General features: G+C 68.9%; 27 protein-coding genes and 2 pseudogenes. 13 read left to right on the forward strand and 16 right to left on the reverse strand.

Features of this window, described 5'->3' with window-relative positions; genetic code table 11:
* Nucleotides 1-11: 11 nt before the first annotated feature.
* The 5 genes and pseudogenes from GTY58_RS20815 to GTY58_RS20835 all read right to left on the reverse strand — a co-directional run bounded on the left by GTY58_RS20815 (nucleotide 12) and on the right by GTY58_RS20835 (nucleotide 3,659).
* On the reverse strand, nucleotides 12-203 hold the full coding sequence (locus tag GTY58_RS20815; protein WP_010985414.1) for a mobile element transfer protein: 192 nt from the start codon (nucleotides 201-203) through the stop codon (nucleotides 12-14).
* Between the two features lie 11 nt (nucleotides 204-214).
* Nucleotides 215-844 carry a DUF2637 domain-containing protein gene (locus GTY58_RS20820; protein WP_010985415.1) on the reverse strand — a complete coding sequence of 210 codons (630 nt, stop codon included), beginning with the start codon at nucleotides 842-844 and terminating at the stop codon, nucleotides 215-217.
* 80 nt (nucleotides 845-924) lie between these two features.
* A pseudogene (locus GTY58_RS20825) lies at nucleotides 925-2,345 on the reverse strand (FtsK/SpoIIIE domain-containing protein).
* Complete coding sequence (locus GTY58_RS20830) at nucleotides 2,345-2,701, reverse strand: hypothetical protein (RefSeq protein ID WP_010985417.1); 357 nt, start codon at nucleotides 2,699-2,701, stop codon at nucleotides 2,345-2,347. Before GTY58_RS20830 ends, GTY58_RS20825 begins: the two are co-directional and overlap by 1 nt.
* 169 nt (nucleotides 2,702-2,870) lie before the next feature.
* Entirely contained in the window at nucleotides 2,871-3,659 is a 789-nt protein-coding gene (locus tag GTY58_RS20835) for a GntR family transcriptional regulator (protein WP_010985418.1), read from the reverse strand.
* A gap of 107 nt (nucleotides 3,660-3,766) precedes the next feature.
* Here GTY58_RS20835 and GTY58_RS20840 point away from each other — a divergent pair, with 107 nt between their 5' ends.
* The 5 genes from GTY58_RS20840 to GTY58_RS20860 all read left to right on the forward strand — a co-directional run bounded on the left by GTY58_RS20840 (nucleotide 3,767) and on the right by GTY58_RS20860 (nucleotide 7,776).
* Nucleotides 3,767-4,174, forward strand: a complete 408-nt coding sequence (locus GTY58_RS20840) for an NUDIX domain-containing protein (RefSeq protein ID WP_037650825.1) — start codon at nucleotides 3,767-3,769, stop codon at nucleotides 4,172-4,174.
* Between the two features lie 46 nt (nucleotides 4,175-4,220).
* Nucleotides 4,221-4,655, forward strand: coding sequence for an ATP-binding protein (locus GTY58_RS20845; RefSeq protein WP_037650823.1), 435 nt, complete (start codon nucleotides 4,221-4,223; stop codon nucleotides 4,653-4,655).
* Nucleotides 4,649-5,041 carry a hypothetical protein gene (locus tag GTY58_RS20850; protein ID WP_010985421.1) on the forward strand — a complete coding sequence of 131 codons (393 nt, stop codon included), beginning with the start codon at nucleotides 4,649-4,651 and terminating at the stop codon, nucleotides 5,039-5,041. The genes GTY58_RS20845 and GTY58_RS20850 overlap by 7 nt, the downstream gene beginning before the upstream one ends.
* 637 nt (nucleotides 5,042-5,678) lie before the next feature.
* Complete coding sequence (locus GTY58_RS20855) at nucleotides 5,679-6,803, forward strand: protein kinase family protein (protein WP_010985423.1); 1,125 nt, start codon at nucleotides 5,679-5,681, stop codon at nucleotides 6,801-6,803.
* Between the two features lie 73 nt (nucleotides 6,804-6,876).
* Nucleotides 6,877-7,776: a DUF4365 domain-containing protein gene (locus GTY58_RS20860; RefSeq protein WP_237528840.1), complete on the forward strand. Its 900-nt coding sequence runs from the start codon at nucleotides 6,877-6,879 to the stop codon at nucleotides 7,774-7,776.
* A gap of 336 nt (nucleotides 7,777-8,112) precedes the next feature.
* On the opposite strand, the gene GTY58_RS20865 is transcribed toward GTY58_RS20860, so the two are convergent.
* Nucleotides 8,113-8,274: a hypothetical protein gene (locus tag GTY58_RS20865; protein ID WP_154696728.1), complete on the reverse strand. Its 162-nt coding sequence runs from the start codon at nucleotides 8,272-8,274 to the stop codon at nucleotides 8,113-8,115.
* Nucleotides 8,275-8,757: 483 nt separating this feature from the next.
* Nucleotides 8,758-9,192, reverse strand: a complete 435-nt coding sequence (locus GTY58_RS20870) for an ester cyclase (protein ID WP_010985426.1) — start codon at nucleotides 9,190-9,192, stop codon at nucleotides 8,758-8,760.
* A gap of 224 nt (nucleotides 9,193-9,416) precedes the next feature.
* Between GTY58_RS20870 and GTY58_RS20875 the strand changes: the two genes are divergently transcribed.
* The 3 genes from GTY58_RS20875 (at nucleotide 9,417) to GTY58_RS20885 (ending at nucleotide 11,835) form a co-directional block, all read left to right on the forward strand.
* A complete protein-coding gene (locus GTY58_RS20875; RefSeq protein ID WP_137865206.1) occupies nucleotides 9,417-9,989 on the forward strand; it encodes a hypothetical protein in 573 nt (190 codons plus the stop codon).
* Nucleotides 9,986-10,993 (forward strand): hypothetical protein, encoded by a 1,008-nt coding sequence (locus tag GTY58_RS20880; RefSeq protein ID WP_010985428.1) that lies wholly within the window; start codon nucleotides 9,986-9,988, stop codon nucleotides 10,991-10,993. The genes GTY58_RS20875 and GTY58_RS20880 overlap by 4 nt, the downstream gene beginning before the upstream one ends.
* Before the next feature lie 344 nt (nucleotides 10,994-11,337).
* Entirely contained in the window at nucleotides 11,338-11,835 is a 498-nt protein-coding gene (locus GTY58_RS20885) for a hypothetical protein (RefSeq protein WP_107082970.1), read from the forward strand.
* Here GTY58_RS20885 and GTY58_RS20890 read toward each other — a convergent pair.
* Nucleotides 11,800-12,381, reverse strand: coding sequence for an HAD domain-containing protein (locus GTY58_RS20890; protein WP_010985430.1), 582 nt, complete (start codon nucleotides 12,379-12,381; stop codon nucleotides 11,800-11,802). The two genes, GTY58_RS20885 and GTY58_RS20890, sit on opposite strands and share 36 nt — an antisense overlap.
* 146 nt (nucleotides 12,382-12,527) lie before the next feature.
* Nucleotides 12,528-13,008: pseudogene (locus GTY58_RS20895) on the reverse strand (DUF2000 domain-containing protein).
* Between the two features lie 50 nt (nucleotides 13,009-13,058).
* On the opposite strand from GTY58_RS20895, the gene GTY58_RS20900 reads away from it, so the two are divergent.
* Nucleotides 13,059-13,856: an AraC family transcriptional regulator gene (locus tag GTY58_RS20900; protein WP_037650817.1), complete on the forward strand. Its 798-nt coding sequence runs from the start codon at nucleotides 13,059-13,061 to the stop codon at nucleotides 13,854-13,856.
* Here the strand turns inward: GTY58_RS20900 and GTY58_RS20905 are convergent.
* From GTY58_RS20905 to mshA, 3 genes are all read right to left on the reverse strand, one after another.
* Complete coding sequence (locus tag GTY58_RS20905; RefSeq protein ID WP_037650814.1) at nucleotides 13,835-15,583, reverse strand: glycosyl hydrolase family 28-related protein; 1,749 nt, start codon at nucleotides 15,581-15,583, stop codon at nucleotides 13,835-13,837. The two genes, GTY58_RS20900 and GTY58_RS20905, sit on opposite strands and share 22 nt — an antisense overlap.
* 168 nt (nucleotides 15,584-15,751) lie before the next feature.
* A complete protein-coding gene (locus tag GTY58_RS20910) occupies nucleotides 15,752-16,243 on the reverse strand; it encodes a YbjN domain-containing protein (protein WP_010985434.1) in 492 nt (163 codons plus the stop codon).
* Nucleotides 16,236-17,573 (reverse strand): D-inositol-3-phosphate glycosyltransferase, encoded by a 1,338-nt coding sequence (gene mshA / locus GTY58_RS20915; RefSeq protein WP_037650813.1) that lies wholly within the window; start codon nucleotides 17,571-17,573, stop codon nucleotides 16,236-16,238. Before mshA ends, GTY58_RS20910 begins: the two co-directional genes overlap by 8 nt.
* A gap of 200 nt (nucleotides 17,574-17,773) precedes the next feature.
* Between mshA and GTY58_RS20920 the strand changes: the two genes are divergently transcribed.
* The 3 genes from GTY58_RS20920 to GTY58_RS20930 all read left to right on the forward strand — a co-directional run bounded on the left by GTY58_RS20920 (nucleotide 17,774) and on the right by GTY58_RS20930 (nucleotide 21,680).
* Nucleotides 17,774-18,592 carry a hypothetical protein gene (locus GTY58_RS20920; RefSeq protein WP_010985436.1) on the forward strand — a complete coding sequence of 273 codons (819 nt, stop codon included), beginning with the start codon at nucleotides 17,774-17,776 and terminating at the stop codon, nucleotides 18,590-18,592.
* 242 nt (nucleotides 18,593-18,834) lie between these two features.
* Complete coding sequence (locus tag GTY58_RS20925; protein ID WP_010985437.1) at nucleotides 18,835-19,926, forward strand: C40 family peptidase; 1,092 nt, start codon at nucleotides 18,835-18,837, stop codon at nucleotides 19,924-19,926.
* Between the two features lie 425 nt (nucleotides 19,927-20,351).
* The gene (locus tag GTY58_RS20930; RefSeq protein WP_037650810.1) at nucleotides 20,352-21,680 is read left to right on the forward strand and encodes a response regulator; all 1,329 of its coding nucleotides are present in this window, start codon (nucleotides 20,352-20,354) and stop codon (nucleotides 21,678-21,680) included.
* A gap of 58 nt (nucleotides 21,681-21,738) precedes the next feature.
* Here the strand turns inward: GTY58_RS20930 and GTY58_RS20935 are convergent, their stop codons facing one another.
* From GTY58_RS20935 to GTY58_RS20945, 3 genes are all read right to left on the reverse strand, one after another.
* Complete coding sequence (locus GTY58_RS20935) at nucleotides 21,739-22,080, reverse strand: DUF2516 family protein (protein WP_010985439.1); 342 nt, start codon at nucleotides 22,078-22,080, stop codon at nucleotides 21,739-21,741.
* Between the two features lie 113 nt (nucleotides 22,081-22,193).
* Nucleotides 22,194-22,796 (reverse strand): hypothetical protein, encoded by a 603-nt coding sequence (locus GTY58_RS20940; RefSeq protein ID WP_010985440.1) that lies wholly within the window; start codon nucleotides 22,794-22,796, stop codon nucleotides 22,194-22,196.
* Between the two features lie 78 nt (nucleotides 22,797-22,874).
* Nucleotides 22,875-23,351: a helix-turn-helix transcriptional regulator gene (locus GTY58_RS20945; RefSeq protein ID WP_010985441.1), complete on the reverse strand. Its 477-nt coding sequence runs from the start codon at nucleotides 23,349-23,351 to the stop codon at nucleotides 22,875-22,877.
* Nucleotides 23,352-23,590: 239 nt separating this feature from the next.
* Here GTY58_RS20945 and GTY58_RS20950 point away from each other — a divergent pair, with 239 nt between their 5' ends.
* A complete protein-coding gene (locus GTY58_RS20950) occupies nucleotides 23,591-23,938 on the forward strand; it encodes a DoxX family protein (RefSeq protein WP_037650808.1) in 348 nt (115 codons plus the stop codon).
* A 31-nt stretch (nucleotides 23,939-23,969) separates the two neighbouring features.
* On the opposite strand, the gene GTY58_RS20955 is transcribed toward GTY58_RS20950, so the two are convergent.
* Nucleotides 23,970-25,079: an alkene reductase gene (locus GTY58_RS20955; protein WP_037650805.1), complete on the reverse strand. Its 1,110-nt coding sequence runs from the start codon at nucleotides 25,077-25,079 to the stop codon at nucleotides 23,970-23,972.
* Between the last annotated feature and the right edge of the window lie 42 nt (nucleotides 25,080-25,121).

Genomic DNA, 25,121 nt, shown 5'->3' on the forward strand with positions numbered 1-25,121 from the left:
ACGGGGTCCTTTCAGCGGACGGGGCAGCGGTGGGTGCGGGCGGCCAGCTCGGCGGCGGCTCGGCTGTCGTAGTCGGCGGAGAAGTTGCAGCGCGGGGCGGTGCAGGCGGCGGTGTGCTTCTCGCGGCCGCGGTGGTCGTAGGCGGTGCCCACCTGTACCGGGCCGATACGGGTGACGTTGCGGAAGCGGCGGTTGGCGGTCATCAGAGCTCCCTTTAGAGGTGGGCGGCGATGGCTTCGGCCATGGGTGCCGGGACGCCGAGCCGGGCGCGCAGGGTCGCGACGTCCATGGGAGTGCCGGTCCGGGTGTGGTGTTCGGCAGCGACCTTGCGGGCGTGGTCGATGAGGGCGGCCGGGACTGGGACGGCGGGGCGGTGCGGCGGGGCCTCGATGGCGGGTGGTGCCGGGGTGGGCGGCTCGGGATCGGATTCGGGCTCGTGCTCCTCGTCCTCGGATGACCTCGGCTGTCGTCGGCCGCCTTTGGTGCCGAGTGGGCGAGGAGGGTTCCGCCGAGGAAGGCGAGGGCGGGCCAGCCCGCGACGAGGATGCGCAGCCAGCCCGGGACGTCGCCGAGGTCGAGCAGGCCGTCCCGTGGCGACGTTCGCGCCGAGGGATGCGGCGAGCGCGATGACGAACCAGCACCAGGCCGCACCCTTGGCCGAGCCGGAGCGCAGTCGACGCCAGGCGGCGACGAGCAGCAGGTCGACGGAGACGGGATAGGCCCAGGCCTTCCAGCCGTCCTGTCCGGCCGCCACGGCGACGTCGTGAATGTGGGCGAAGGACAGAGCGGCGGCGATGAGCGCCTGTACGAGCACCGCGTCGACGCGGGCCAGTTGGGCGCGCATGGTGGCTCCTTCCGGGTTCAGACATGGGAGGGGTAGGGACATGGCGCGAGGCGGTCACGCCGACAGGGTGGAGTGGGGTGTCAGTCCGTGACGGGGTGCGGCTGTACGGCGGGGGCCGAGGTCTCGACGGGCCGTACGGGAACGTCGGGCCGGAAGGGCTTCAGCGCGGGCAGCTCTTAGACATGATGCTTACGGATAGCCGCGTTCAGATCCTGGGGACCAGGTGAGCCGTCTCCCGGCAGACGTCGGCGGCGTCGCCGAGGGAGAGGTACGGGGTGCGGATACGCGACCAGCCGCCGGAGGTGTCGCCCGCGACGGCGAGGCCAGGACGCTCAGGGGCGATGGCGCAGGCGGCCAGCGCCGCTTCCGGCGCGATGTCGCCGAGGGCCATCTTCGCGGAGGCTTCGTCATTGACGCGGTGGCAGACGCGGCCGGTCAACTGGGCACGGAGCATGGTCGCGCCCTTGCCCAGCTCAGCGCCGAAGCGCTGCCCGCAGACTTCGAGGTAGATGCCGGCCGCGCGGCCGAGCTGGGCGAGGCGGATGAGCTGGGTGACCATCTCGTCTCGCCGTTCCTCGTCCTTGCGGGTGGCGGTCAGGAAGAGTTCGGCCACCTCGTCGACGAACAGGACGATGGGAACGGGCCGTTCGCTTTCGGGCAGGCCCCAGATGTCGGAGGTGATCTCTTCGTCGGGGAGATTGGGGGCGATGCCTTGCCTGGCCTTGATCAGGTCGTATCGGTCCTCCATCTCCTTGATCAGGACGGGCAGCAGCTCGGCGGCTTCATCCGGATCGGTGGCGAGGGCCGACAGACGCGGGGCGAACGGGGCCAGCTCGACCCCGCGCTTGCAGTCGATGCCGACCAGGGCGACGTCCTGCCGGGCGAGTCCGGCGACCAGGTGTCGGAGGTACATGGACTTGCCCGACAGCGTCGCGCCGAGGGTGAGTTGGTGCGGCACGGCCCGGTAGTCGCGTACGAAGGGCATGGCGTCCTCCCGCAGCGCGACCGGCACTTTGAGGAAGCCGCCCTCGACCTTGACCTTGCGGGGCATCCGCACCTTGCGCAGGACATCGAAGCCGACGAGCCGTAGTTCAACGACACCGGGCTTGACGGTGGAGACGTACACGGCGTGAACGCCCCAGGCGTGCCGCAGCCGTTCGGCCGAGGCGGCGACGTCGGCGGGTTCCTGCCCCGGAGCGAGGCGGAGCCGGAGCCGTAAGCCGGTGGCCGTGGGCCGGATGATGCCCCGGCGGGGCGGCACGGGCCGCACCTCACGGCGGGTGGTGGCTTTGACGGCGAGAATCCGCAGTCGGGAGGGGGCGACGGTCAGGCCGCAGGCTTCCATGACCGAGGCGTACGAACTGAGGAGCCGGAAGGTGGATATAGGCCCGCCGACCGCCGACCAGTAGAGACCCGGGTGGTTGGCCCGGGTGTAGGCAGCCCCGCCACCGAGCGCGGCGACAGGACCACCCACCTCCAGGAGCGTTGTCAGGTCGGACATCAGGCCGAGGCCCCCATGGAGGCCGGGAAGGCGGCCGGAGTGACGGCGGCGGCGCGGTAGGCGATGCCGTGACGCTGCTGCCCGTTGAACACGGACTCCCACGGCCGGGCGACGAGCCCCGGCAGCGAGACGGGAGCCCCGAGGTTCAGCCCCTCGGAGACACCGCCTTCCGGGACGGTGACCTTGATCAGCGAGGACTCCCCGTCCTCGATGTAGACGACGCCGATGGTCATCAGCGCTTCACCGCTGACGGCGTCCTTGGCGATCTCGCCTGTCTGACGGTCGCGGACCTTCGGCTCAGGGGCTTCCGTCAGGAGGACGGTCGCGGCGGAGGTCTCAACACGGATGGTGCGCACAGTGACGTTCCTATCTACTCGTCTATACAAGATTCGATCTGCGAACCCGATCCCTCGGGCTCACGACGATCACCCTGCCACACAACTTGCCCACTCGTCTATACGAGTAAGCGTGTCGGGGTGTACGAGTTCGGGAGAACGGCCCCGCGCACCACCGGCGGTCACCCGCTCACGTGGCCGGGAGCTGGTACGACAGGACGTAGGCGTCCGCCGCCATGACCGTGTCGCAGACCTCGACCGCTCGCCCCTCGGTGTCGAAGGCGGTCCGGATCAGGTGGATCACGGGGACGCCGGCCGCCAGGTGGAGCGTCTTCACCTCTGCGGGAGAGGGCATCCGAGCGCGGATCTCCTCCTCGAAGTGGTCGAGGCGGTGGCCCAGCTCTTCGAGGCGGGCGTAGATGCCGCCGGGACCGGGGTTGGGTTCGGCGATCTGCGTACCGCGGGCGATGTCCAGCGGCAGGTAGGAGGTGGCGAACTCGACCGGACGCCCGTCGAGGAGGTAGCGGCGCCGACGTGCAAGGACCCGCCGCACGGACCCGAGCCGCGTGGAGATGTCCTGACTGGCTTTCTCCTCCTTGACCTCGAGGCTGTCGACCTTGGGGTGGCTACCGACGGCATCGGCCTCGACGATGAACGCGGACTTCCCCTGCTCTCGGTGCCGCCGGGCGAACCGGTCGGAGGCGAGTCGCCGCACGGGCGGACGCGGCCGAACGAAGACGCCCTTGCCGTGCTCGGCGTGCACCAGGCCCTCGCCCTGGAGGATGGAGAAGGAGTTTCTGACCGTCATGCGGGAGACCCCGTAGTGGTCGACGAGCTCGGCCTCAGAGGGGAGCTTCTCCCCCTCCCGGAATCGCCCACGGTCGATGGCCTCACGCAGCTGGTCGGCGATCTGGCGAAAGACCGCACGATCGCTCGTGGGGTCGAGATCACCGAGCAGGCCCGAAGACAGAGGGCTCACGTGTACTCCTTTAGGTATCTAGACGAGTGGGCGAGTGTTGTTGCTACGGTGGAGAGCCTAGCCATCCGAGAGGGCCGAGGAACGTGAGCACAGAACGCCCGCACTCCGTGAGCGTGGCCGGGGTCGTCGTCGACGACCAGGGCCGGGCCCTCCTGATCCAGCGCCGCGACAACGGTCACTGGGAACCGCCGGGCGGCATCCTCGAACGCGAGGAGACCATTCCCGAAGCCCTTCAGCGCGAGGTCCTCGAAGAGACCGGCGTCAAAATCGCGCTCCCCGCGACTCTCACCGGCGTCTACAAGAACATGACGGGACTGATCGTCTCGCTGGTCTTCCGCTGCGAAGCGGCCGACGGGACACCCACGACCGGCGACGAGACCCGCGCCCTGCGCTGGGCAACCCGTGAAGAAGTCTCCGAACTCGCCGACGAGGCGTACGCGATCCGCGTCATCGACGCATTGGACGCGGCGGTCCCGCCGGCCATCCGCGCCCACGACGGCGTGAAACTCGTCTAGCCCGAACCCGCTGCACATGGCGGCCTACCAGCATGAAGGAACTTGTATGCACGAGTATACGAGTACTGCCCGGGTCTGGGGACTGTCTTGCCCAGGTTTTCCGGAAGAGGTCAGCCGGGCCCGCCGATGGACGCGCGACGTCCTGCGCGGCTCCCCTTTTGCGGAGGACGCCGAGCTGATCGTGAGCGAGCTCAGCGCGAACGCGATCCTCCACACGGCGAGCGGCCTGGAGTCCGGAAGCTTTCACCTGGCCGTCGCCGTCTCGGCGCAGGTGGTCGCGGTCTCGGTGACGGACGACGGAGGCACGGGCACGGCCCCCAAGGTCGGCCACCAGGCCCAGGAGCAGGACGCCGAACACGGCCGGGGTCTCGGCATGGTCAGCGCGATCGCTCACCGGGTCGTGATCCACGACAGCGACGGCGGCCACACGGTCACCGCGGAGCTCTTCACGGACGTACGCCGAGGAGGCCACCCATGCTGAGGACGACGACCAGCCCCGGCTTCTGGTGCGAGTGCTGGACGGAAAGGCTCGGCGGGCAGCAGCCGCCGGCGCTCTTCGGATCCTTCGACGCCTACTCGGCGGTCGAGGCGAACAACTGGGTGGCGACGATCCTGCGCACCATCTCACCCGCGCTCGGCACGGCTGCTTCTCAAGAAGCGTGGACACGGCTCCACGACGACCGCATCGACACGAGACGAGCCCTCCTGCGCCGAGAGCCCTGGACGGTATCCGTCACCCACGTCAGTACACGCATCACATGGACGGTCCGACCAGCACTCTTCCTACCGATGGCACACCGTCAGCGCAAGCAACTGCCTTCGTGCGCGTACGACTTCAAGCCTCACAGGTCCCACACGACGGACTGAGTTACAACTTTCTCTACTGGTTCAAGGCGGCTCGCTCCGCTCACCGCGCGCGGCCCGGCCCCCGGCCGGGCCTGCGCTCCTGTCTCCGCCCCGCTCCAGCCCGGCCGGCGCCCGTGCCGCGCGCACAGCAGCGAGCCGAAGGCCACGAAACTACTGCCGCATGAGAGCGGCCACGGTCAGAACGATGCCTCCGGCGGGGGATCGGCCGGCACCGGGATAGAGGGGGCGCCGTTCCCGGCTGCGGATCCGTAGGGGCGTGAGTGGGGTGGCTCCCATCCCGCACACCATCGACCCAGGCAGAGCCGAGCAGACGCGGCCCATGGCGTCCAGGTCGTTCGTACAGTGGCGCGCTCCACCTGGACGCCATGAACCACGCCTGCTCCACGGTGTGTGGGTCGACGGCGTACGGGATGGGAGCGGGGTGGCACTGGCTATAGGGCCACTCGTCTAACTTCTTCCTCGCTTCGCATCCCACCACCCTCAATCACGCCCTAACCTGGTTACTCAACAAAAGAGGCAAAGATGCACATAAATAATCATCAGCAATTGATTCAGCTACACACCAGAGAGCCTGAGGCTAAAAGTGCCCGACCCTACTGAACTGATGCTGGCCGACCTCTCACAGAGGTACGAGAACATGGAAGTCTCGAACGCATTCCTGCGTCTCTACGAGAGTGACGCTCGCTTCGGTCGCGCTTTCGCTAGCATCCACGAGCGACTAAATAAGCATTTCGAATCCATAAATGACAGGGCGGAGACGACCGGCCATTACTGGGCCGAGCAGAGCAGAGAAATGCTCGCACTCCTCAAGGAACTGAATGACTTCCTCCGGTCCCTTAAGCATGCTGGCGTGGTTGTGCACCTCGCAGAGTCCTACATGGCCGCAATGAAGAGCTGCCAGTCGTGGCTGGTGCGCAGCGGCGGCAGCGCTGTTCCAGATGATTTTGAACAGATTGAGATAATCAAGTACGCGCCCGTTCTGTCCCGCCCGGACGCCGAGATCAAACTGAAGAAATCCACGGTGCGTCATCAGTTGCAGTTGATCGGCGAGGGGTCATACGCGAAGGTGTTTTCATTCACAGATCCCGACTATGGAATAAAATTCGCAGTCAAGCGCGCCAATAAAGACCTGGACGACCGCGACCTATATCGATTCCGGCAAGAGTTCGACATCCTCAAGCGTTTGAGCTTCCCTTATATTGTCGAGGTTTATCAATACGATGAAACTCGAAACGAATACAAGATGGAGTTCTGTGAATCCACTCTGCGAAACTACATCAAGAAGCGCAATAGCGAGTTGCAATTTTCATCGCGGAAGAGAATCGCCCTGCAGTTTTTGTACGGCATCAATTACATCCACCATGAAGGTCTACTTCATCGTGATGTAAGCCTTCAGAATGTTCTAGTGAAAACCTTCAGCGGTGGGGCTGTGCTCGTTAAGCTCTCGGACTTCGGTCTCGCCAAAGATAGGAACTCCGAATACACCAGAACGAAGACGGAGATGCGAGGAACAATTCGAGACCCCCTCCTGGCTAGCTTCAAAGAATATGACGTATGCAATGAAATATATGCGATCGGATGGGTGCTTTCTTATATATTTAGCGGTAGGGAAGCCCTGATGTCTCAAACAGACGCCCCAAGTCAGATCGTGCGAAAATGCACAGCGCATGATGTTGGCAAGAGGTACCAGAGTGTGCGTGAACTAATTGGTGATGTTGAGAAGCTGGAAGCGACTCCGGCGCCTACGGACGCGCCCGCTTGACGACTGATGTCAGTCAACGTTAGCGCTCTCGCTGAGAGCAGCTCCAGTCGACTCGCAGCCGAAAAATGGAGACATGATGCATCGCAAGCCGTCCGCCAGAATAGCTAGCATCGGCGTGACGCGGACACAACTCGCAGTCGAGGCCGGCCTAGGTTGGCTATTTCGTGAGCAGCCGACAGAGGATTACGGCATCGACGCGCATGCCGAAGTCGTTGACGCGGAACTAGTCAGAGGCCGACTACTTGCCTTACAGATTAAGAGCGGCTCTAGCTGGTTCAGGGAACAAGGTCAAGGCGGTTGGTGGTTCCGACCAAACGCTGAACACGTGCAGTATTGGACGAATCATTCCTTGCCCGTCGCAGTAGTGCTTTACCACCCAGAGAGAGATCACTGCTATTGGCAGCTTGTCAACCACAACACGCTCATCGAAACTACACGTGGCGGCTGGAAATTGCTGGTTCCTGACACCCAGGTGCTCGACGAGAGAGCCAGGGATGCGCTCAGCCGGGCCGCCGAGGGTGACCCCTACACACTCCGCATTCGCGAACTACAGCTTGCACGACCGTGGATGAGAATGTTGATCGAGGGAAAGCGGCTAGTGATCGACATCGAGGAGTGGGTCAACAAGACTTCGGGGCGAGGCACAATTACTCTCGGCGTAGACAACGAAGATGGTAATGACCCCGAGCAACTTGCCAGTTGGACTGTGTTTCTGGGGCTATCTAGCTACGTCGAAGTAGTTCCGAAGCTTTTCGCTTGGGCAAATGTAAGCCTACACGCCGAAACCTACGATGACGTCGAATACGATGACTATCCATACGAACGTGATGATTGGGGCGCCTTGCACCCCTACATGAACCCCTCCGGCGAGGTTGATTTCTACCGGCTAGAGCTGACGCTGAATGAACTGGGTCGAGCCTTCCCGCTGGTGGATCTATTCGCCACGGAAGGAACAAGGCAGTTGACTGTATAGAGAACGCAGCGCGCTCAGCCGCACCAGATGAACAGCAGTTAGCCGGAGGGAAGAGCGGTCCGGCGCGCCAACCTGCACGGTGGAGCTGACAAGCAGAGAGCCGCGGGGAACCACAGTGAGCGGAGCCCAGCCAGGCGAGGCCACACGCTGGTCATTCGCCTAGGTCAGCCCTTGTTCCGGCCTCAAGTGCCCGCAGCTTCCCAAGCTGATGTTCGTCACCGCGCCTCGCGCTCTCTTGGGCCGGCGTGTGTTGGCACCGTGGCGCGTGCCCTGTTGCTGTGAGAGGTGGCGCACCCAAGAAGGTAAGGGTGCGCCGGCTCTTGGTCGGACCAGGTCTTACCGCCGGACGCGCGGCAAGCTCCCGCGGAGCAGCTTGACGATCTCAATGGCTCGGCGGGCCTTGCCGTCGTCAGAGGTGAATGCTGCGAAGAGAGCGCAGATGGCGACGACCGTCGTGATCAGCAACGGCGAAAGAGCGAACAGGCACAGGAAGGACACGGGGCGACAACTCCATGATGAATGGATATGTCCCGCCGCCTACGGCTCGCCGGTCCGATCCGGCTTCGTAGTGCTGGGAATGAGTGGCTTCAGCGTCCCTGGGCTGTGTGAGGTGCGCTTGAGGCTCGGACCCGACCTCGTACCGCGCGCTTCATCGAGAAGTTTACGCGATCCCTTGAAACGGGGGGCCTGAACTTGGGGCACCACGCCCGTCGTGAGCATGGAGGCACCGCGAGGCGGGCTGAGAGGTCGGGGCTGGGCCGTCCCTGGGCCGTCCGACGTCGCTCGACAGTGGCCAATGACGACCAACGACGACCAGAAGGCGCACGAGCCCACCGCCCCTGACCAGCAAAAACGCAGGTCACCAAGATCCCCGGCAAGACCCAGGGCAAGAAGAAGTAGCCTGCGTGATCATGCCTCCCGCCTGCGCAGACGGCGTGGGTGGGAGGCATTTTCGTGGCCTGGGACCAGTCTGGTCCCTCGTCAGGACGGGACGGCGCCGAGCTGGCGCAGTTGTGTGAGGACATCGACGATGCCCCGGATCTCGGCGATCCGCCCGTCGGCGAAGCGGAGGATGAAGATCTCGCCGTAGGTGACGGTCTTCCCGGTGGGCGCCAAGCCCTGGTACTCGCCCCGGTGGGTCCCGGTCACCGTGTTCCTGGAGACGACCTTGTCGCCCTCCGTGATCATCTCCTCGACGGCGACGTGGATGTCGGGGAACGCGCGCAGGAGCATCTCCCACACCCGCTTCAGGGCCTCCGCTCCCGTCGCGCCCATCGGTACCGGCGCGTGGAAGAGCACGTCCGGTGCGACGAACTCGTCGATGGCCTTCGAGATGATGTCCAGGTCGCCGCTGTTCACGGCGGAGTGAAAGCGGTTGAGCGTCGCTGTGTTGCTTGGTGCCCCGGCTGTCGACATGCGGTCTCTCCTCTGGTCCGTGCCTTCGCCGCGTGCTGGACGGCGCCTCAGCAGTACGGCGCCTCAGCAGTACCTACGGCGTCTATGCAGTAGGACGACACAGCCACTGGGAATGTGACACGACGCGCGGACGACGACCTGGAGCCGCTGCCATGTGCGGTGCATGGGCGTCGGTTGCCGGCGAACTCTGACACCGCTTGGCCGAACCGCCCTAAACTTCGCGGGTGGACTGGTTAATGGCCGCCTTGATCGGAATGGCAGGCGGCGCCTCCATGGAGGCCATCGATGTCATCAAGTCCGTCCGGTGGCACCGGAAAATGCCGTGGCAGGTCAAACCGGACACCATCGACCCGCCCCACCGCAGCCCGGATGTGAGACCTGGGGAAGAACAACTGCCGGCGCCGGGCTGGGTAGCGTATTGCATCGCCGGACTGCTTCGGCTGTTCGTGAGTGGGGCTCTGACCGGTGTCATCGCCAGCAGCCACCCACAGGTGGCAGACCCTCTCGTTTCCTTCCTCATCGGCTTGGGTGCGCTGTCGGGTGTCGAAAAGGTGGCAACGCTGGTGCCGCTGGCAGTCAAGAGCATCGGACGGGCCGCCCTGGGAAGCACCGTGGACGCGGTGCAGGAGCAGCGGCAGATTCCACAGCAGCCACCGCAACCACCGCAGCAGGGTCACGTCGGGTCGGCCGGTCCACAGCAGGGACCCGGAACGGCCGGTTCGCTCGGACAGGGGCCGCAGCCGAACTCGGACATCCCCGCGCAACAGGACCCGACGGGCACCGGAGGTGCGCTGTGACCGTCACTGCCGAGTCCTTCGTCGGGCGCGTCATCGCCGTGTTCTCGCGCCGTTCGCCGGGCTTCCGCCCACCCTCGCCCGGCACTCCCGGCTCTCCCGGCGAGGCACACCGGACTGCGGCCGGGCTTCGTTCGGGTGTGGCCGCGACGGCCGACAGCACCGCGCCTGGCGAGGGCCCGGGCGGGGGGCAGGACGAAGGCGGATCGCAGGGATCGCAGGGGTTGCGGCTGGCCCGGGCGACCAGTCCGTGGAAATCGACGTCCTCCCACACGCGGCTGTGGCAACGCCGTGTCCTCCTGGAACTGTTCGCGTACGTCAGGGCCGCTCACCGACACGCGGCCGGTTGCAACCTGCGACAAGAACTCGACTTCGTCCGCAGCCTTGCCGGCGACCTGGCCCTCGTACACGACGCTGCCGTCGTCCGTACGCTCGATACCGCAGTGGTGCAGAGGCTCGAATCCCTCCGCGGCACGGTCCGTGACCTCGTCCAGGATCTCGGGCAGGCTCGCGAACTTGCTCACGAGCTGGTCCGCAATCTTCGGTCCGCTCCGAGCCCGTCCAACGACCGGAACCTCGCGCAGGTACTCGCCCGCACCCTCGACGAGATCGTCGAGGACACCCTGGCGCGCGACGTGGTGCTGGTCCGCGGCCGCGCTTCCGTCCTCCCTGCCGACCGCGACCTGATCCTCGTCCGTAACCTCGTCTTCGACCTCGTCCGCGTCCTCGACCTCGTCCTCGATCTGGCGCTGGTAAGTGATCTGGCGGAGGCACGTGACAACCTGAGCGACGCGGCCAACAACTTCATGGGCGCCGATGTCACCGATGTGGATCCCGCGGCCATGAATCTGGCCTGGATCCGCTGGAATCGAGAGACACGGTGGCCGACGCGCGAATGGGCTGACCGTATCCGCAGGGCCTCAGTGGAATCCCCGCCGGGTTCGGGCATTTTCACGGTCCTGCCCGAGCAGGAATACGGCCCCGCAGAAGTAGCGCTGGTCCACTGACCCACGTACCGAACCCATGACCGGCTCGTGCGGCACAGATCAGCCCGGCAACGGCCCCTGGGTGCCCCCGGCTTCCCAAGCTGGGCTCGCTCCTTGGTTCCCTCTTGTAGAGCCCCAGAGCAATGTCCTGGGGCTCCAGGCGAGCCGATGCCGACCAGCTGAGTGGGTGGCATCGAACAGAATCGTCATCCGGCCGCCGCGGGTTCCTCGCGCACGGGCGCCCGTCCCGGTCGGTCGGCGTCGCGTCTTGTGGCCGGTCGTCGTACATCCGTGCGAAGTGCTCGTCTACCATCCCTCTTCCCGGCCGAAGGTGCTTCCTGGAGGGGTAGGAGATGGGGAGACGGATGACCCGACTGCGCGTGCTCGTCTGTGTGTCCGCCCTGCTCGCGGCCGGGTCCGCCTGCGCGTCGCCCCAGGTGTGCGCTGGGGTCGGCGTCGAGTCGGGCGTGGGCGTGATGTTTCTGCGGGAGGGATACGGCGACCTCGCCGACGCCTCCTACGAGCTGTGCGCGCGGGGCGAGTGCGCGAAGGGCGAGCTGCGGCAGGAGGACTTGACGCGTGTGCGCCTCGGGCTGCCGGACGACGTGGACCCGGACGGCGGCACGGTGCGTTTCCGGGTCACCCGCAAGGGCGGCACCAGCCCCGTCATCGACGCGTCCGCCGACGTGAGGCTCACCCGCCAGTCCGACGAGTGCGGCGGCGGCGCCTACAACCGGGGGCTCGCGTTCACCAAGAAGGGCGGCCTGACCACGAAGATCCCGCCGAGCGTGACGGCGGCGTGGCGCGAGCAGGTGAGGGAGCTCCGCTCACCGTCCACCGGAGCGACGACCGAGTCTCCCTGAGCCCCCCTCGACCCGGGTGGGCACGGCGAGACCTGGCACGGCGGTACGGAGCCAATCAGCAAGCACGGAGAAGTCGCCGTCGGTGAGGCCTTGGGCCGGGTCGACACGGTGCAGCAGCGAGGGTCCTTGGTGCTGCGCGGCGACCCAGAGGCGGTCCATGGCGCCGATCTCGTCGTCGACCCAGATGAACGGGCGGTGGCCGGCCCACTCGACGAGATGGCGGGTCTTCCAGTGCAGGCCGCGCGGGCCCTCGTGGGTGGAGGCTTCCGGCCACTCCACCACAGGCAGCCTGGGCAGTCCGATCCGTGGGGCGACGGACTCGTTGGCGTCATTCATCCAGGTCGAGGCCCACACCAGCTCACACCCCAGTGCCATCAGACGCGGTCCGACGGCCTGGTCGAGCCGCCCCAGCAGCGGGTTCCCCTCGTCGGAGAACGCCACGGAGCCGGCGGCACGGGGCTGGAGCCGCCGGGACGACGGCCCGAACGGGATGAGGGGTCCGTCGACGTCGAGGAAAAGGACGGGCCGCTCCACAGAGCGGGTCATGACGGCACGATAACCCTGCGCGGGGACGGGTGAGCAGCGGAACGCCGGCGCTGAGCCGGGCCCCTCACGGATGCGTCCAAGCACCTCACGGATGCGTCCGAGCCCCCCGGATGCGTCCTAGTCCCCCACGGATGCGTCCAGTCCCCTCACGGATGCATCCGGGCCCCCTTCAGCACCTTGTCCACCGCATTGCGCGGCCCGTACACCGCGAGGCCCACCACATCCAGTTCCGTCGTCCTTACCGCGCGTACCGCCGCCCTGTTGTCGTGATCGTTGCCCGTTCCGAACAGGTCGGACGTGAACAGGGCGCGAGGGAGGGCGCGGGTGAGGGCTCGGGTGTGGGCGGCCGTCAGGGTTTCCTTCGAGCCCTCGAAGACCAGGACCGGCTGCCGGAACATCGGGAGGTAGCGCACCCCGTCCGCGTCCTCGTACGGGTCGCCGATCACTTCCGGGACCTGGGTGCCCAGGCCGCTGACCAGGAACGCGGTCACGTTTCAGGCGCTGCCAGGTCTCCAGGTCCTCCCGCAGCAGGACGGCGATCTTCGTGTCGAAGCGCGGCGGCGCGGTGGGGGTGACGGGCGTGGTGGGGGTGGTGGGGGCCGGGGCCGCGGAGGGGTCGTTGCTCATGGTGTGAACACTGCCGAAGCCCGTACGCCGTCGTCTTGTACGTTGTTTGCATGGTGGACCGGCGTGAGATCTCCGCCTGGCGCCCGCGGGTGCCGGGTGTCGTGGAGGTCTTTCACGCCCACTACACCGAGTACGCCTATCCGATGCACGTGCACGATGCGTGGACGCTGCTGATCGTCGACGACGGTGCCGTGCGGTACGACCTCGACCGGCATGAGCACGGCACCCCGGACGACACCGTTTCCCTCCTCCCGCCGCACGTTCCCCACAACGGGTCCCCGGTCAGTGAGCACGGCTTTCGCAAACGCGTTCTCTATCTCGACCTCAGCCGGCTCGACGCGAGCTTGATCGGGCCCGCCGTGGACGCGCCCGATGTCGTCGATCCCCTGCTGCGGCTGCGCGTGGGACAGCTGCACACCGCTCTCGCCCACGCCGGGGACGAGCTGGAGGCCGAGAGCCGGCTGGCGTTCATCGGGGAGCGGTTGCGGGGGCATCTGCGGCCCCGGGCCGCACAGCGGCAGCGTCCCCCGGACCGCGGCGTCGCGCCCCGGCTGCGTGAGCTGCTCGACGCGCGGCTCGTCGACGGGGTCTCCCTCGACGAGGCCGCGCGGCTCGTGCACGCGCATCCCGCCCATCTCGTACGGGCGTTCAGCGGGGCCTTCGGGATCGCGCCGCACCAGTACCTGATGTCACGGCGGGTCGAGCGGGCCAGGCGGCTGCTGCTGGAGGGGATGCGACCGGCCGAGGTCGCCTCCGCCACCGGGTTCTACGACCAGGCCCATCTCAACCGCCACTTCAAGCGGTTGGTGGGGGTGGCTCCCGGCCGCTACCGGAACAGCTCGCGCTGAGCCTCGTACAGGTTGCGCGGGCGTACGACGTCCGTCGTGCCGTACAGCTCCACGCGCGCGTGGAGGTCGCCGGTGAAGTCCGGTACGTCGGTCTGGTCGAACTCGGTGACCTCGTTGAGGCCGACGGTGGCGCTGTACGGGGCCAGCCCGTCGATCTTCATCAGGCCCGCCCGGCCGTTGGTGACGCGGATGTTCCAATGGGCGAAGCGGGCGCCGAAGAGCGGGCCGGCCGACGCGTCTCCGCCGTGGCGGCCGTTGTTGTTCACCGTGATGTCCGTGCGGACGTTCGCGAACGGCAGGCCGCGGTGGGAGTCGAACGTGCCCATCCGCATCTCGCCCCGTGACCAGACGTTGTACGAGGACAGGCCCTCGACGTTGATGCCGTGGAGCTGGGTGCCGGCCGGCGCCGGGACCGTGCGCTGTTCGATCGTGAAGTCCTCGACCAGGTTGTCGTGCGAGCCCTCGCGGCAGAAGTACGGGTGGTGCGAGCCCCGGCCGGCCACCGTCGTCCGGCGCAGGGTGCAGGAGGAGGCGGCGACCAGGCCGAAGCCGTTGTCCACATGACGGACGACGACGTCGTCCGCCCAGCAGTCGTACGCGCACTGGAACGCGACCCCGTTGTAGCCCTTGTCGAGGAGATGCGGGGACTGCGGGGTCTCGACGGCTTCGAGCGTGAGACCTTCGACGCCCGCGCCCGTCAGCGCCTCGACGTGGGTGGTGAGGCGCGGGTCCCACTCCGGGCGTACGTCCAGCGGGAGGGGTCGCTCGAACGTGACCTTCCGGCCCCGCACGCGCGCGATGCGTACGGGCCACTCGTAGGGGACGTACGACGTCAGCTTGATCTTGTCGTCCCAGGAGTACGCCTCCGGGCCCGGGCCGCCACCCGACATGTGCTCCAGGAGGGTATGACCGGCGTCGTCCGCGAGGCGCAGGAGCACCAGCTGTCCCGGTCTCAGCAGCCGTGCGTCGGCGACCGTCACCGACCAGGAGCCGCGCCGCGCCGGGGAGACCGTCGTCAGCGTCTCCCACTCGTCCCGCCCGTTGCCCGTCCAGCCCTCGAACGGCCACGCCTTCGCCCTGATCGCTGCGACCAGGGAGTCCCAACGGGCCCTGGGCGCCAGCCAGATCAGCCCGCCCGCCCAGGACCACGAGGACTTGTCGCCGCCGTAGCGGGAGCCGTACACGCCGATCAGCTCGGTGAGGTTCTTCGTCGCGTACAGCTTGGTACGGGAGCTTCCGGCGCCGCGCAGCACCACGTTGTCGTACCCGATGCGGATCAGGTCGTCGATGCGGAAGGTTCCGGGCGGCAGGAGAACCGTGCCACCGCCGGCCCTTCCGGCGGCGGCGATGGCACGGTTGATCGCGGGGGCGGAGTCGGTCGTGCCGTCCGCCACGGCGCCGTGATCGCGGACGTCGGCCACGACGGGGCGGCGGGGGAAGCGCGCCGCCCCACGGCGGTGGCCGGACCTGCCCACGTACGGGATCTGCGGGTGGGTGTAGGGGGCGCGGGTGAATTCGTGCCAGAGGGACGGGACTTCGCCGGACGGCCCGGAGCCGGATCGGGCGGCGGCGGTTCGCGCGGAGCCGGTTCGCGCGGCGGCGGTTCGCGCGGCGGCGGTGGCCGTGGTGCCGGTCGCGGCGACGGCCGCCACGGCTATGGCGCTGCCGAGCAGGCCCCGTCTGCTGACGCCCGCGTGTCCCTGGTTTTCCCGGCTTCCCTGGCTCATACCCGCCCACCCTTCCATCGGCGTCCATGGATGTGAATGACGTTCATATGTGCGTCGGCGGTGAGCATGCCACGACCGCCCCGACCACGGAAGGGGTCACGCAGAGACTGGAAGGGGCCGCGCAGGGCCTAAAGGTGCATACGCAGGTTCAGTTGGCCGTACGCAGGTTCAGTTGGCCGGGCGCTGGGTCAGGTGACTGAACGCGTCCAGATTGCGCGTCGACTCGCCGCGGGCCACCCGCCACGCGTACTCCTTGCGGATCGAGGCGGCGAAACCGAGCTCGAGGAGGGTGTTGAAGGAGCCGTCCGCCGCCTCCAGGACCGAGCCGAGGAGACGGTCGATCTCGTCGGGCGTGACCGCGGCCAGCGGCAGCTTCCCGACCAGATAGATGTCGCCGAGCCGGTCGACCGCGTAACTGACGCCGTACAGCTTGAGGTTGCGCTCCAGGAGCCAGCGGTGGACGCCCGCGTCGTTCTCGTCGGGGTGGCGGATCACGAACGCGTTCAGCGACAGCGAGTGCTTGCCGACGATCAGCGAGACCGTGGTCGACAGCTTGCGGGTGCCGGGGAGCTTCACCACGTACGAGCCCGGCTCGGGGCTCTCCCACTCCAGCTCGGCCTCGCCGAGGACCTGCTCGATGATCGACGCTGCGTCAGCCATGGTGGGAGCGTACGCGACGCCGGTGCGCCTGCATCGCCGCCGTGTACACGTCCGCCGTCGCGGAGGCCGCCGTGTCCCAGCCGAAGCACTCGGCGTGCCGGGCCGCGGCCCGGCCCATCCGGGCCGACAGCGCCGGGTCGTCCGCGAAATCGCGCAGTACGCGCGCGTAGGCGGCGGGATCGTGCCCCTGGACGAGGAATCCGGTCCGCCCGTCGGCGACCGCGACCGGAAGCCCGCCCACGGAGGCCGCCAGCACCGGCGTACCGGCCGCCTGCGCCTCTATGGCGACCAGCCCGAACGACTCGTTGTAGGAGGGCATGACCAGGACGGACGCGGCGCGGAACCAGTCCGCGAGCTGCTCCTGGCCGACCGGCGGCCGGAAGCGCACGACATCGGCGATGCCGAGCCGGGCGGCGAGTTTCTGAAGTCCTTCGGGCTTGGCGAGACCGCTGCCGCTGGGGCCGCCCACCACCGGGACGACGAGGTTCGACCGCAGCTCGGGGCGCTCGTCGAGCAGCACGGCGACCGCGCGCAACAGCACGTCGGGGGCCTTGAGGGGCTGGATGCGGCCCGCGAAGAGCGGGATGAGGGCGTCCTGTGGGAGGCCCAGCCGGGCCCGGGCGGCGGCGCGGCCGTCGGCGGGGCGGAAGCGGTCCAGGTTGACGCCCGGGTGGACGACGGCGACCTTGCCGCGTTCGGCCTCGTAGTGACGTACGAGTTCGTCGGCCTCTTCGGAGGTGTTGGCGATGAGCCGGTCCGCGGCGGCCACGATCTGCATCTCGCCGATGACACGCGCGGCCGGCTCCGGGGTGTCCCCTTCGGCGAGGGCCGCGTTCTTGACCTTGGCCATGGTGTGCATGGCGTGCACCAGGGGGGTGCCCCAGCGCTGGGCGGCGAGCCAGCCGACATGGCCGGAGAGCCAGTAGTGGGAGTGCACGAGGTCGTAGTAGCCGGGGCGGTGACCGGCCCACGCCTGCATGACGCCGTGGGTGAAGGCGCACAGCTGGGCGGGGAGGTCCTCCTTGGCGAGGCCTTCGTAGGGGCCCGCGTCGACGTGCCGCACGAGGACGCCGGGGCTGAGTTCGACCGTGGGCCGGAGGGCGGCGGTCGTCGCGCGCGTGAAGATCTCGACCTCGATGTTGATCGCGGCGAGGCGCTGGGCGAGCTCCACTATGTAGACGTTCATGCCGCCGGCGTCGCCCGTGCCGGGCTGGTGCAACGGCGACGTGTGCACGGAGAGCATGGCGACGCGCCGGGGCTTGCGGAGCATCCTGCGCCGCGTGGGGGCCGCCGGGGAGCGACGCCCGAGCCTGCTGGCGTACTGGCTCACGTGGCGTTCCTCCTCGCTGCGGGCATGCCGGTCGGGACGGCGTGGAGCGCCCTCCAAGACATGCGAACGCCGGAGCGAGCCGCTCCATTTCCCCTTTGCTCATCTTTGCCGAATCATTACCGCGGATCGCTCAACCGTTCGACGAAAGGGTGCGTGAACGCCGGACGTCCCGGAAGCCGGGGCCGCATACCCTCGTACCCATGACAGCCCGCGCAGCCTCCCGCCCCGTGGGAACGGTGACGCGCGGGACCACGAACCCGAACCGCCTGCGCCGCATGGACCGCTGGATCGCGGCGGCACACGGCGCCGAACTGCGCCGCGCCGCCGACCCGGTGGCTGTCGACCTGGGCTACGGGGCCGCCCCCTGGACCGCGGTCGAACTGCTGCTGCGGCTGCGCACCGTCGCGCCCCACGCGCGCGTGGTCGGCGTCGAGATCGAACCGGCCAGGGTCGCGGCCGCCCGGCCCTACGAGCGCGAGGGGCTCGTCTTCCGGCACGGGGGCTTCGAGGTTCCGGTGCCGGGCCGGCCGACGCTGATCCGCGCGGCGAACGTGCTGCGGCAGTACGACGAGGACCAGGTCGCCGCGGTCTGGGAGCGGCTGTGCGCCCGGCTCGCGCCCGCCGACCCGGCGACCGGCTCCCGCGGCGGCCTGCTGGTCGAGGGCACGTGCGACGAGATCGGCCGCCGCCATGTCTGGGTCGCGCTCGGCCCCGAGGGCCCGCGCACGGTCACCTTCGCCACCCGCCTCGGCTCCCTGGACCGCCCGTCCGATCTGGCCGAACGACTGCCGAAGGCACTCATCCACCGCAATGTTCCGGGCGAACCGGTGCACGCGTTCCTGCGTGACTTCGACCGCGCCTGGGCGGCCGCGGCTCCCTACGCCTCGTACGGCGCACGCCAGCGCTGGATCCGTGCGGTCCGCGCGCTGACGGCGGACTGGCCGGTGACGGACGACGCCGGGCGGTGGCGCCAGGGCGAAGTCACGGTGACGTGGGAGTCGTTGGCTCCGCGGGGCTGAGCGAGGGCCCGCGCGACGCCAGTTGGGTGGACCCGAGCCCCACACACCCCGTCTGACCTGCGGGGAACGATCTCCCTGAGTCGTTCGTCACATGGGCGGGGAGATCGACATGCGAAGTGGGGAATGGGGGGAGGGAGTTTCTGCGCCACCAAGTCCGGGCTCTGTCGTTCTGCGCGTCGACATGGCACGATCCCCCAGGCACCCGTAAGTTACTGACGGTAAATCAGCTTTTGGGGAGAGGTATGGGAACCGGCAAGCGGACCCTGACCATGGCAGCCATCGCCCTGGTCTGCGCGGTCACCGTGCTCGGCGCACCCGGCGCGGCCCACGCGAGCCCGTCGAAACCGACCCCGACTCCGGCCCCCACCCCCTCCGGCAGCCCAACCCCGGCTGCCGACAAGGAACTTGAAGAGGTCCGCGGAAAGCTGGAGAAGCTCTACCACGACGCGGCGGTGGCCACGGACGCGTACAACGCGGCCGAGGAGGACACCCAGAAGCAGTCGGGGCAGATCGTCGAGCTGGCCCGGGAGATCGTCAAGGGTCAGGCGAAGCTGGCCGACCTGAAGGACCGCGCGGGCGCCGCGGCCCGGGCCCAGTACCGCGGCGGCGGCCTGCCGCCCGAGGCCCGGCTGTGGCTGAGCGAGAACCCGCAGGCGTACCTGGACGGGGCGGGCCGGGTGCGGCAGGGCGAGCACGCGACCAAGGGCCTGCTCGCCGAGATGACGCGCACGCAGGAGGACTTGCAGCAGTACGCGCGCGACGCCTCCGCCCAGTGGAAGCGGCTGGAGGCCAACCGCAAGGACAAGGCCGCGGCCAAGAAGAAGGTCAAGAAGCAGATCGCCGCCGCCGAGAAGCTGGAGTCCCAGCTCGAGAAGGAAGAGAAGGAGCGGCTGGCGAAGCTGGAGGCGGCGGCCGCGGCCAAGGCGCAGACGGCCTGGCTCGACTCCGGCGTCCTCGACGAGATCAACACCAAGGCGTCCGAGCAGGGCAGGAAGGCCGTGCGGTTCGCGACCGCCCAGATCGGCAAGCCGTACGAATGGGGGGCCGAGGGCCCGAAGACGTACGACTGCTCGGGGCTGACGTCACAGGCCTGGGCGGCCGCGGGCAACGGGATTCCGCGCACCTCGCAGGAGCAGTGGAAGCAGCTCCGGCACATCGACGTGAAGGACATGCGCCCCGGTGACCTGGTCATCTACTTCGACGACGCCAGCCATGTCGGGATGTACGTGGGCGACGGCGCGATCGTGCACGCCCCGCGCCCCGGCCGGACGGTGACGATCACAGGAGCGGGAACGATGCCGATTCTGGGGGTCGTACGCCCGGACGCGGGCTGAGGCCGACGCACCGACCGGAGTCCACCGACGGCACACCAAGCCCGTCGGGCGACGGAGGACAGCCCCGCGGGACGATCGACCCGCACGCCGGCGGACGCCACCCGCGCCACCCGCGCCACCCGCGCCACCCGCGCCACCCGCGCCACCCGCGCCACCCGCGCCACCCGCGGAGCGTGACGCAGCGCACGTGACCCAGCGCACCCCACTCCGCCGCCCAAACCTCCGGTCACGTGACCTTCGTCATCCCCGGCCGAGGCCCATCCTGTCCAAATGCGTTACGGAACGCGGCATATGACGGTGGCCGATTGCCGTACCGCACCCCGCCGAGCATTCCGCTGCGGCGGCTGCTACCGCTATGGTCCCCGTCGGTGGGTCGAGGTCCCTCGCCCCGCCATGCCCTCGGGGGGAGGGAAGGAACCCAGACGATGCCCGTACCCGTACCGCGGCAGAGAGCGATCCCGGCCGCGGAGTGTGGTCAGGCTCAGACCGTGCCGCAGGCCGGCCGCCCGTTCCCGGAAGGACCGGCCGGCCACGCCAAGGCCCCGGTCGACCGCGCCGGCTCCCCCGTCGGCACCACACCCGCCAATCTCACTCTGCTCGTCATCGAGGACGACCCGGGTGGTTCGCCGATCGTGCCCGAGATGCTCGACTCGGCGGGCCAGCCCATCCGTATCCGTACCGCCCGCAACCTCACCGAGGCCGGACGGCTGCTCACCGACGACGTCCACTGCATCCTGCTGGACCTCGCGCTGCCGGCCCCCGGCCGGTCCGCCGACAGTGACGACGAGCTGGCCACGCTCAAGCACGTGCTGAAGATCGCGCCCCGGCACGCCGTACTCGCGCTCACCGCGTCCGGGGACACCGAGCGCGGCACCGAGGCGGTGCGCGTCGGCGCCCAGGACTACCTCTTCCGCGACGAGCTGGACGGGCGGCTGCTGAGCCGCGCGATCCGGTACGCGGTGGAGCGCAAGCGGTCGGACACGGCCGAGCGACGGCTGACCGAGTCCAGGCTGCGGGCGCAGGAGAACCGGCGCCTCGAGCGCGGTCTGCTGCCCACCCCGCTCCTGGACGGCTCCCCGCTGCGGTTCGCCGCGCGCTACCGTCCCGGGCGCTCCCGGGCGCTGCTCGGCGGCGACTTCTACGACACCGTCCGGACGCCGGACGGCACGGTGCACGCCATGATCGGCGACGTCTGCGGGCACGGCCCCGACGAGGCCGCGCTCGGCGTGGAGCTGCGCATAGCCTGGCGGGCGCTGACGCTGGCCGGCCTGTGCGGCGACGAGCTGCTCTCCACGCTCCAGCAGGTGCTGGAGCACGAGCGGTCGGACGACGAGATCTTCGCGACGCTGTGCACGGTGGACATCGCACCGGACGGCCGCCGCGCGGGCCTGTGCCTGGCCGGCCACCCGTCCCCGCTGATCGCCCGCCCGGGCCGGCCCGCCCAGCTGCTGCCGTACGAGAACAACGGCCCGGCGCTGGGGCTGCTCCCGCATGCCCGCTGGCCGCGTATGCAGGTGGAGCTGGGCGCCGCCTGGAGCCTGATGCTCTACACCGACGGCCTGATCGAGGGTCACATCGGCCAGGGCAAGGAGCGGCTGGGCCAGGACGGCATGGTGGAACTGGTCCGCCGCCGGCTGGCCGAGGGCCTGACGGGCGAGGAACTGCTGCGGGCCACGGTGAACGAGGTCCGCGACCTCAACGGCGGAGAGCTGACGGACGACGTCGCGGTCCTGCTGCTGGACCGCGTCGGCTGAGCGGGGCAGGCCCTCGAACCAGAGGGCCGGGCCCCCGCAGAGGGCTCAGGCCCGGACGTCAGCGGCCGCCGTTGTACGGGCCGTACGGGCCGTCGCTGCTGGAGCCGCGGCGACCGCCCCGGCCGCCGCCGGAGACCTGCCGGAGCGCGGGCCGGACGTCCACGATGTAGACGATGCTGGCGATGACGCCGATGATCGGCAGGAACGACAGGATCGAGAACAGCCAGCTCACCACGAGGGCGAGCGCGAGGATCAGCAGCCAGAACCACTTGTTCTGCTTGTCGGCGGCACGGAACGCGTCCTCGCGCCGGAACGCCGCGTCGAACAGCCCGAACGCGGCGAGGGCCATCAGGACGATCTTCAGCACTCCCATGAACCCAGCGAAGCCCAACATCAGCATGCTGCCCACCGCCCGTTCCCACCGACACCTACGCGGTCACCGTACCCGTAGAACGGGCCGGACACCCCAAGGGTGCCCGGCCGTTCCGTGCTGCTCGTGTGCGCCACCGCCGCTTACTTCGCGGGCGGCGTGGTCTTCTTCGCCGTGGGCTTGCGCACCGGGGCCTTCTTCGGCTCGGCCGGGGCCGGGACCGAGGCCTTCTTGGCGGCGGGCTCGGCCGCGGCCGTGGCGGGCTTGTCGTCCTTCACCTCGACCGGCTCCGCCTTCGGCTCGACGGCGATGGCCAGTTCCTCGATCTCCTCGGCGGCCTCGCCGCGCCAGGTCCGCACGGCCTGCTCGCCGTGCTCGGCGACCTTCTCGTACGTCTCACGGGCCTTGACCGCGTACTCGGCGGCGACGCCGACACCGCGCAGGGCGAAGTCCTGGGCCGACTCACCGATCTTCTTCAGATCGGTGTCGAGCGTGCTGATGAACCCCGTGACCTTGCTCTGCAGGGTCTCCTGCGCCTCCTTGGCGCGGGCGGTGGCCTTCTCCTGCACGGCCTTCGGGTCGGTGCTGCGCACGGCCTCGAAGCGGGCCGGCGCCTCGGCGGCGAGCTGCTCGACGATGCCCGGCACCTTCTTGGCCTGCTGGATGGCCAGGTCGGCGGTGCCGGCCGCGAAGTAGAGCGGGGTCGGGTCGCTGAGGGTCTTACGCAGGTCTTCGGTGATGGCCATGGTGATGGTCCTCCCGGATTGGCTTTCGGTTGAGGGTTTTCGATCCGCGGTCGGCCGCCCGATGTGCCGGTCCTCCGCTCAGCCGGCGGCCTGCTGCGGATCGGCATCGCTGCCGCCGGCCGTGCGGGGGCCGCGTACGGGGGTGTCCTGGGCGTCCGCTCTGCCCTGAGCGTTCGTCGGAGCGTCCTCGTCCGCCGTGCCGATCTCGAATCCGTTCTCCTTGCGGAAGGACTCGTAGATCTGGAGCAGCACCTGCTTCTGCCGCTCGTTCAGCGTCGGATCGGCGAGGAGGACGGCGCGTGTCTCCACCTCGTCCCGGTCCCGCTCGGCGTCGAGAATGCCGGCCCGCACGTACAGCGTCTCGGCGGAGATCCGCAGCGCCTTGGCGACCTGCTGCAACACCTCCGCGCTCGGCTTGCGCAGCCCGCGCTCGATCTGGCTCAGATACGGATTGGACACCCCGGCGGCGTCGGCGAGCTGCCGCAGCGACAGTTGCGCGCTGCGCCGCTGCTCGCGCAGATACTCACCGAGATTGCCGACGTTGAGCGATGCCATGTGTCCACCTTGCACACCCCCGCTAACAATTGCAAGCACCCGCTTGCAAAAGTGTGCCACGCCACGCGCGACCGTGAGCCGGGCGGTGACTCGGTGGCGTGAGGGCACGGTGGGCCGTCTGAAGAATCCTCCGTCCGTCCCGTCACACTCGCGCGCCACGCCGGGTCAGAGGAGTGACGAACTCACCGCAGCCGACCGGGGCGAGCCCCGCCGGATGCCGTCCGACGAGGAGCATTCCGATGTCCATCGCACACGTTGTCGTCACTCTTCTTGCCGCTGCCATGGCGGGCTATTCGGCCTACGCCGTCCTTTTCCGCGCCAAGTGGGTCGTGGAAGCGCTGACCGACTACAGCGTTCCCGCGGCGTGGTGGCCCTGGCTCGGCGCGGCCAAGGCGGCGGGGGCCGCGGGCCTGCTGGCCGGCCTCTTCGTGCCGGTCGTCGGCGTCCTGGCCGGGATCGGGCTGGTGCTGTACTTCACCGGTGCCGTCGTCACCGTGGCGCGGGCGCGCTGGTACGCGCACATCCCGTTCCCGCTGGTCTACGCGGCACCGGTGATCGGATCGCTGGCGCTCGGCTTCGCCGCCTGAGCGAAGCGGCCAGGGAGCCGGCGGCGACGGATCACGCGACGGTGAGCGTCGGATAGTCCGTGTAACCCCGCTCCCCGCCCACGTACATCATGAACCGGTCCCGTACGGGATTGACCGGGGCGCCGGTGCGCAGCCGCGTCACCAGGTCGGGGTTGGCCAGGAAGGGGCGCCCGAGCGCGATCAGGTCGGCGCCCGCGGTCAGCAGGCGGCCGGCCGCGTGGGCGCCGCCGTCGGCGGGGAGTTCGGGGCCGAGAACGGGGTTGGCCATCAGCGTCGTCGGCCAGTTCTCCCGGATGTGCCGGAACAGCGGCTGGTCCGGGTCGGCGTGGACGAGGTGCAGGTACGCCGGGCCGAGAGCGGCCAGCGCCTCCACGAAGGCCGGATAGAGGAGCTCGGTGTCGTCCTCCTCGACGCCGTTGACGGTGGTCCCGGGCGAGATGCGTACGCCCACCCGTTCGGCCCCGATCGCGTCGGCGACGGCCTCGGTCACCTCGACCGCGAAGCGGATGCGGGCGGCGACCGAACCGCCGTACGCGTCCGTGCGGCGGTTGGTGTTGGTCGCCAGGAACTGGTGGAGCAGATGGCCGTTGGCGGAGTGCACCTCCACCCCGGCGAAGCCCGCGTCGATCGCGTTGCGGGCGGCGGCTGCGAAGTCGGCGACGGTCGTACGGATGTCGGCCGCCGTCATCTCGCGCGGGACGACGGAGGGGCGGTGCCCGGACGGGGTGAAGATCGTTTCGGGCAGGGGGACGGGCGAGGGGGCCACCGGGGTCAGTCCGCTGGTCGCGGGGTGTCCGACCCGGCCGCCGTGCTGGAGTTGCAGGAACATCCGGCCGCCGGCCGCGTGCACGGCGTCCGTGACACCCCGCCAGCCGGCCACATGCGTCGCGTCGTGGATCGCGGTGATGTTCGGGTACGTCTGCCCGACGGCGTTCGGGGTCGCGGCCTCGGCGATGATCAGACCGGCCGAGGCGCGCTGGGCGTAGTACGTGGCCATGAGGGGCTGCGGTACGCCGTCGGCCGAGGCGCGGTTGCGGGTCATCGGGGCCATCACCAGGCGGTTGGGGAGGTCCAGGGGGCCGAGGCGCGCGGGCTCGAAGAGGGCGGAGGCGGAGGCGGTTCCCGCGGCTGTGTTCGTCATGCGGGTACGGTAGAAGTTGACACCTGTGTCAGCTTCAAGTGC

It is taken from the genome of Streptomyces sp. SID5469 (assembly GCF_009862865.1).
GTDB classification, from domain to species: Bacteria; Actinomycetota; Actinomycetes; order Streptomycetales; family Streptomycetaceae; genus Streptomyces; species Streptomyces avermitilis.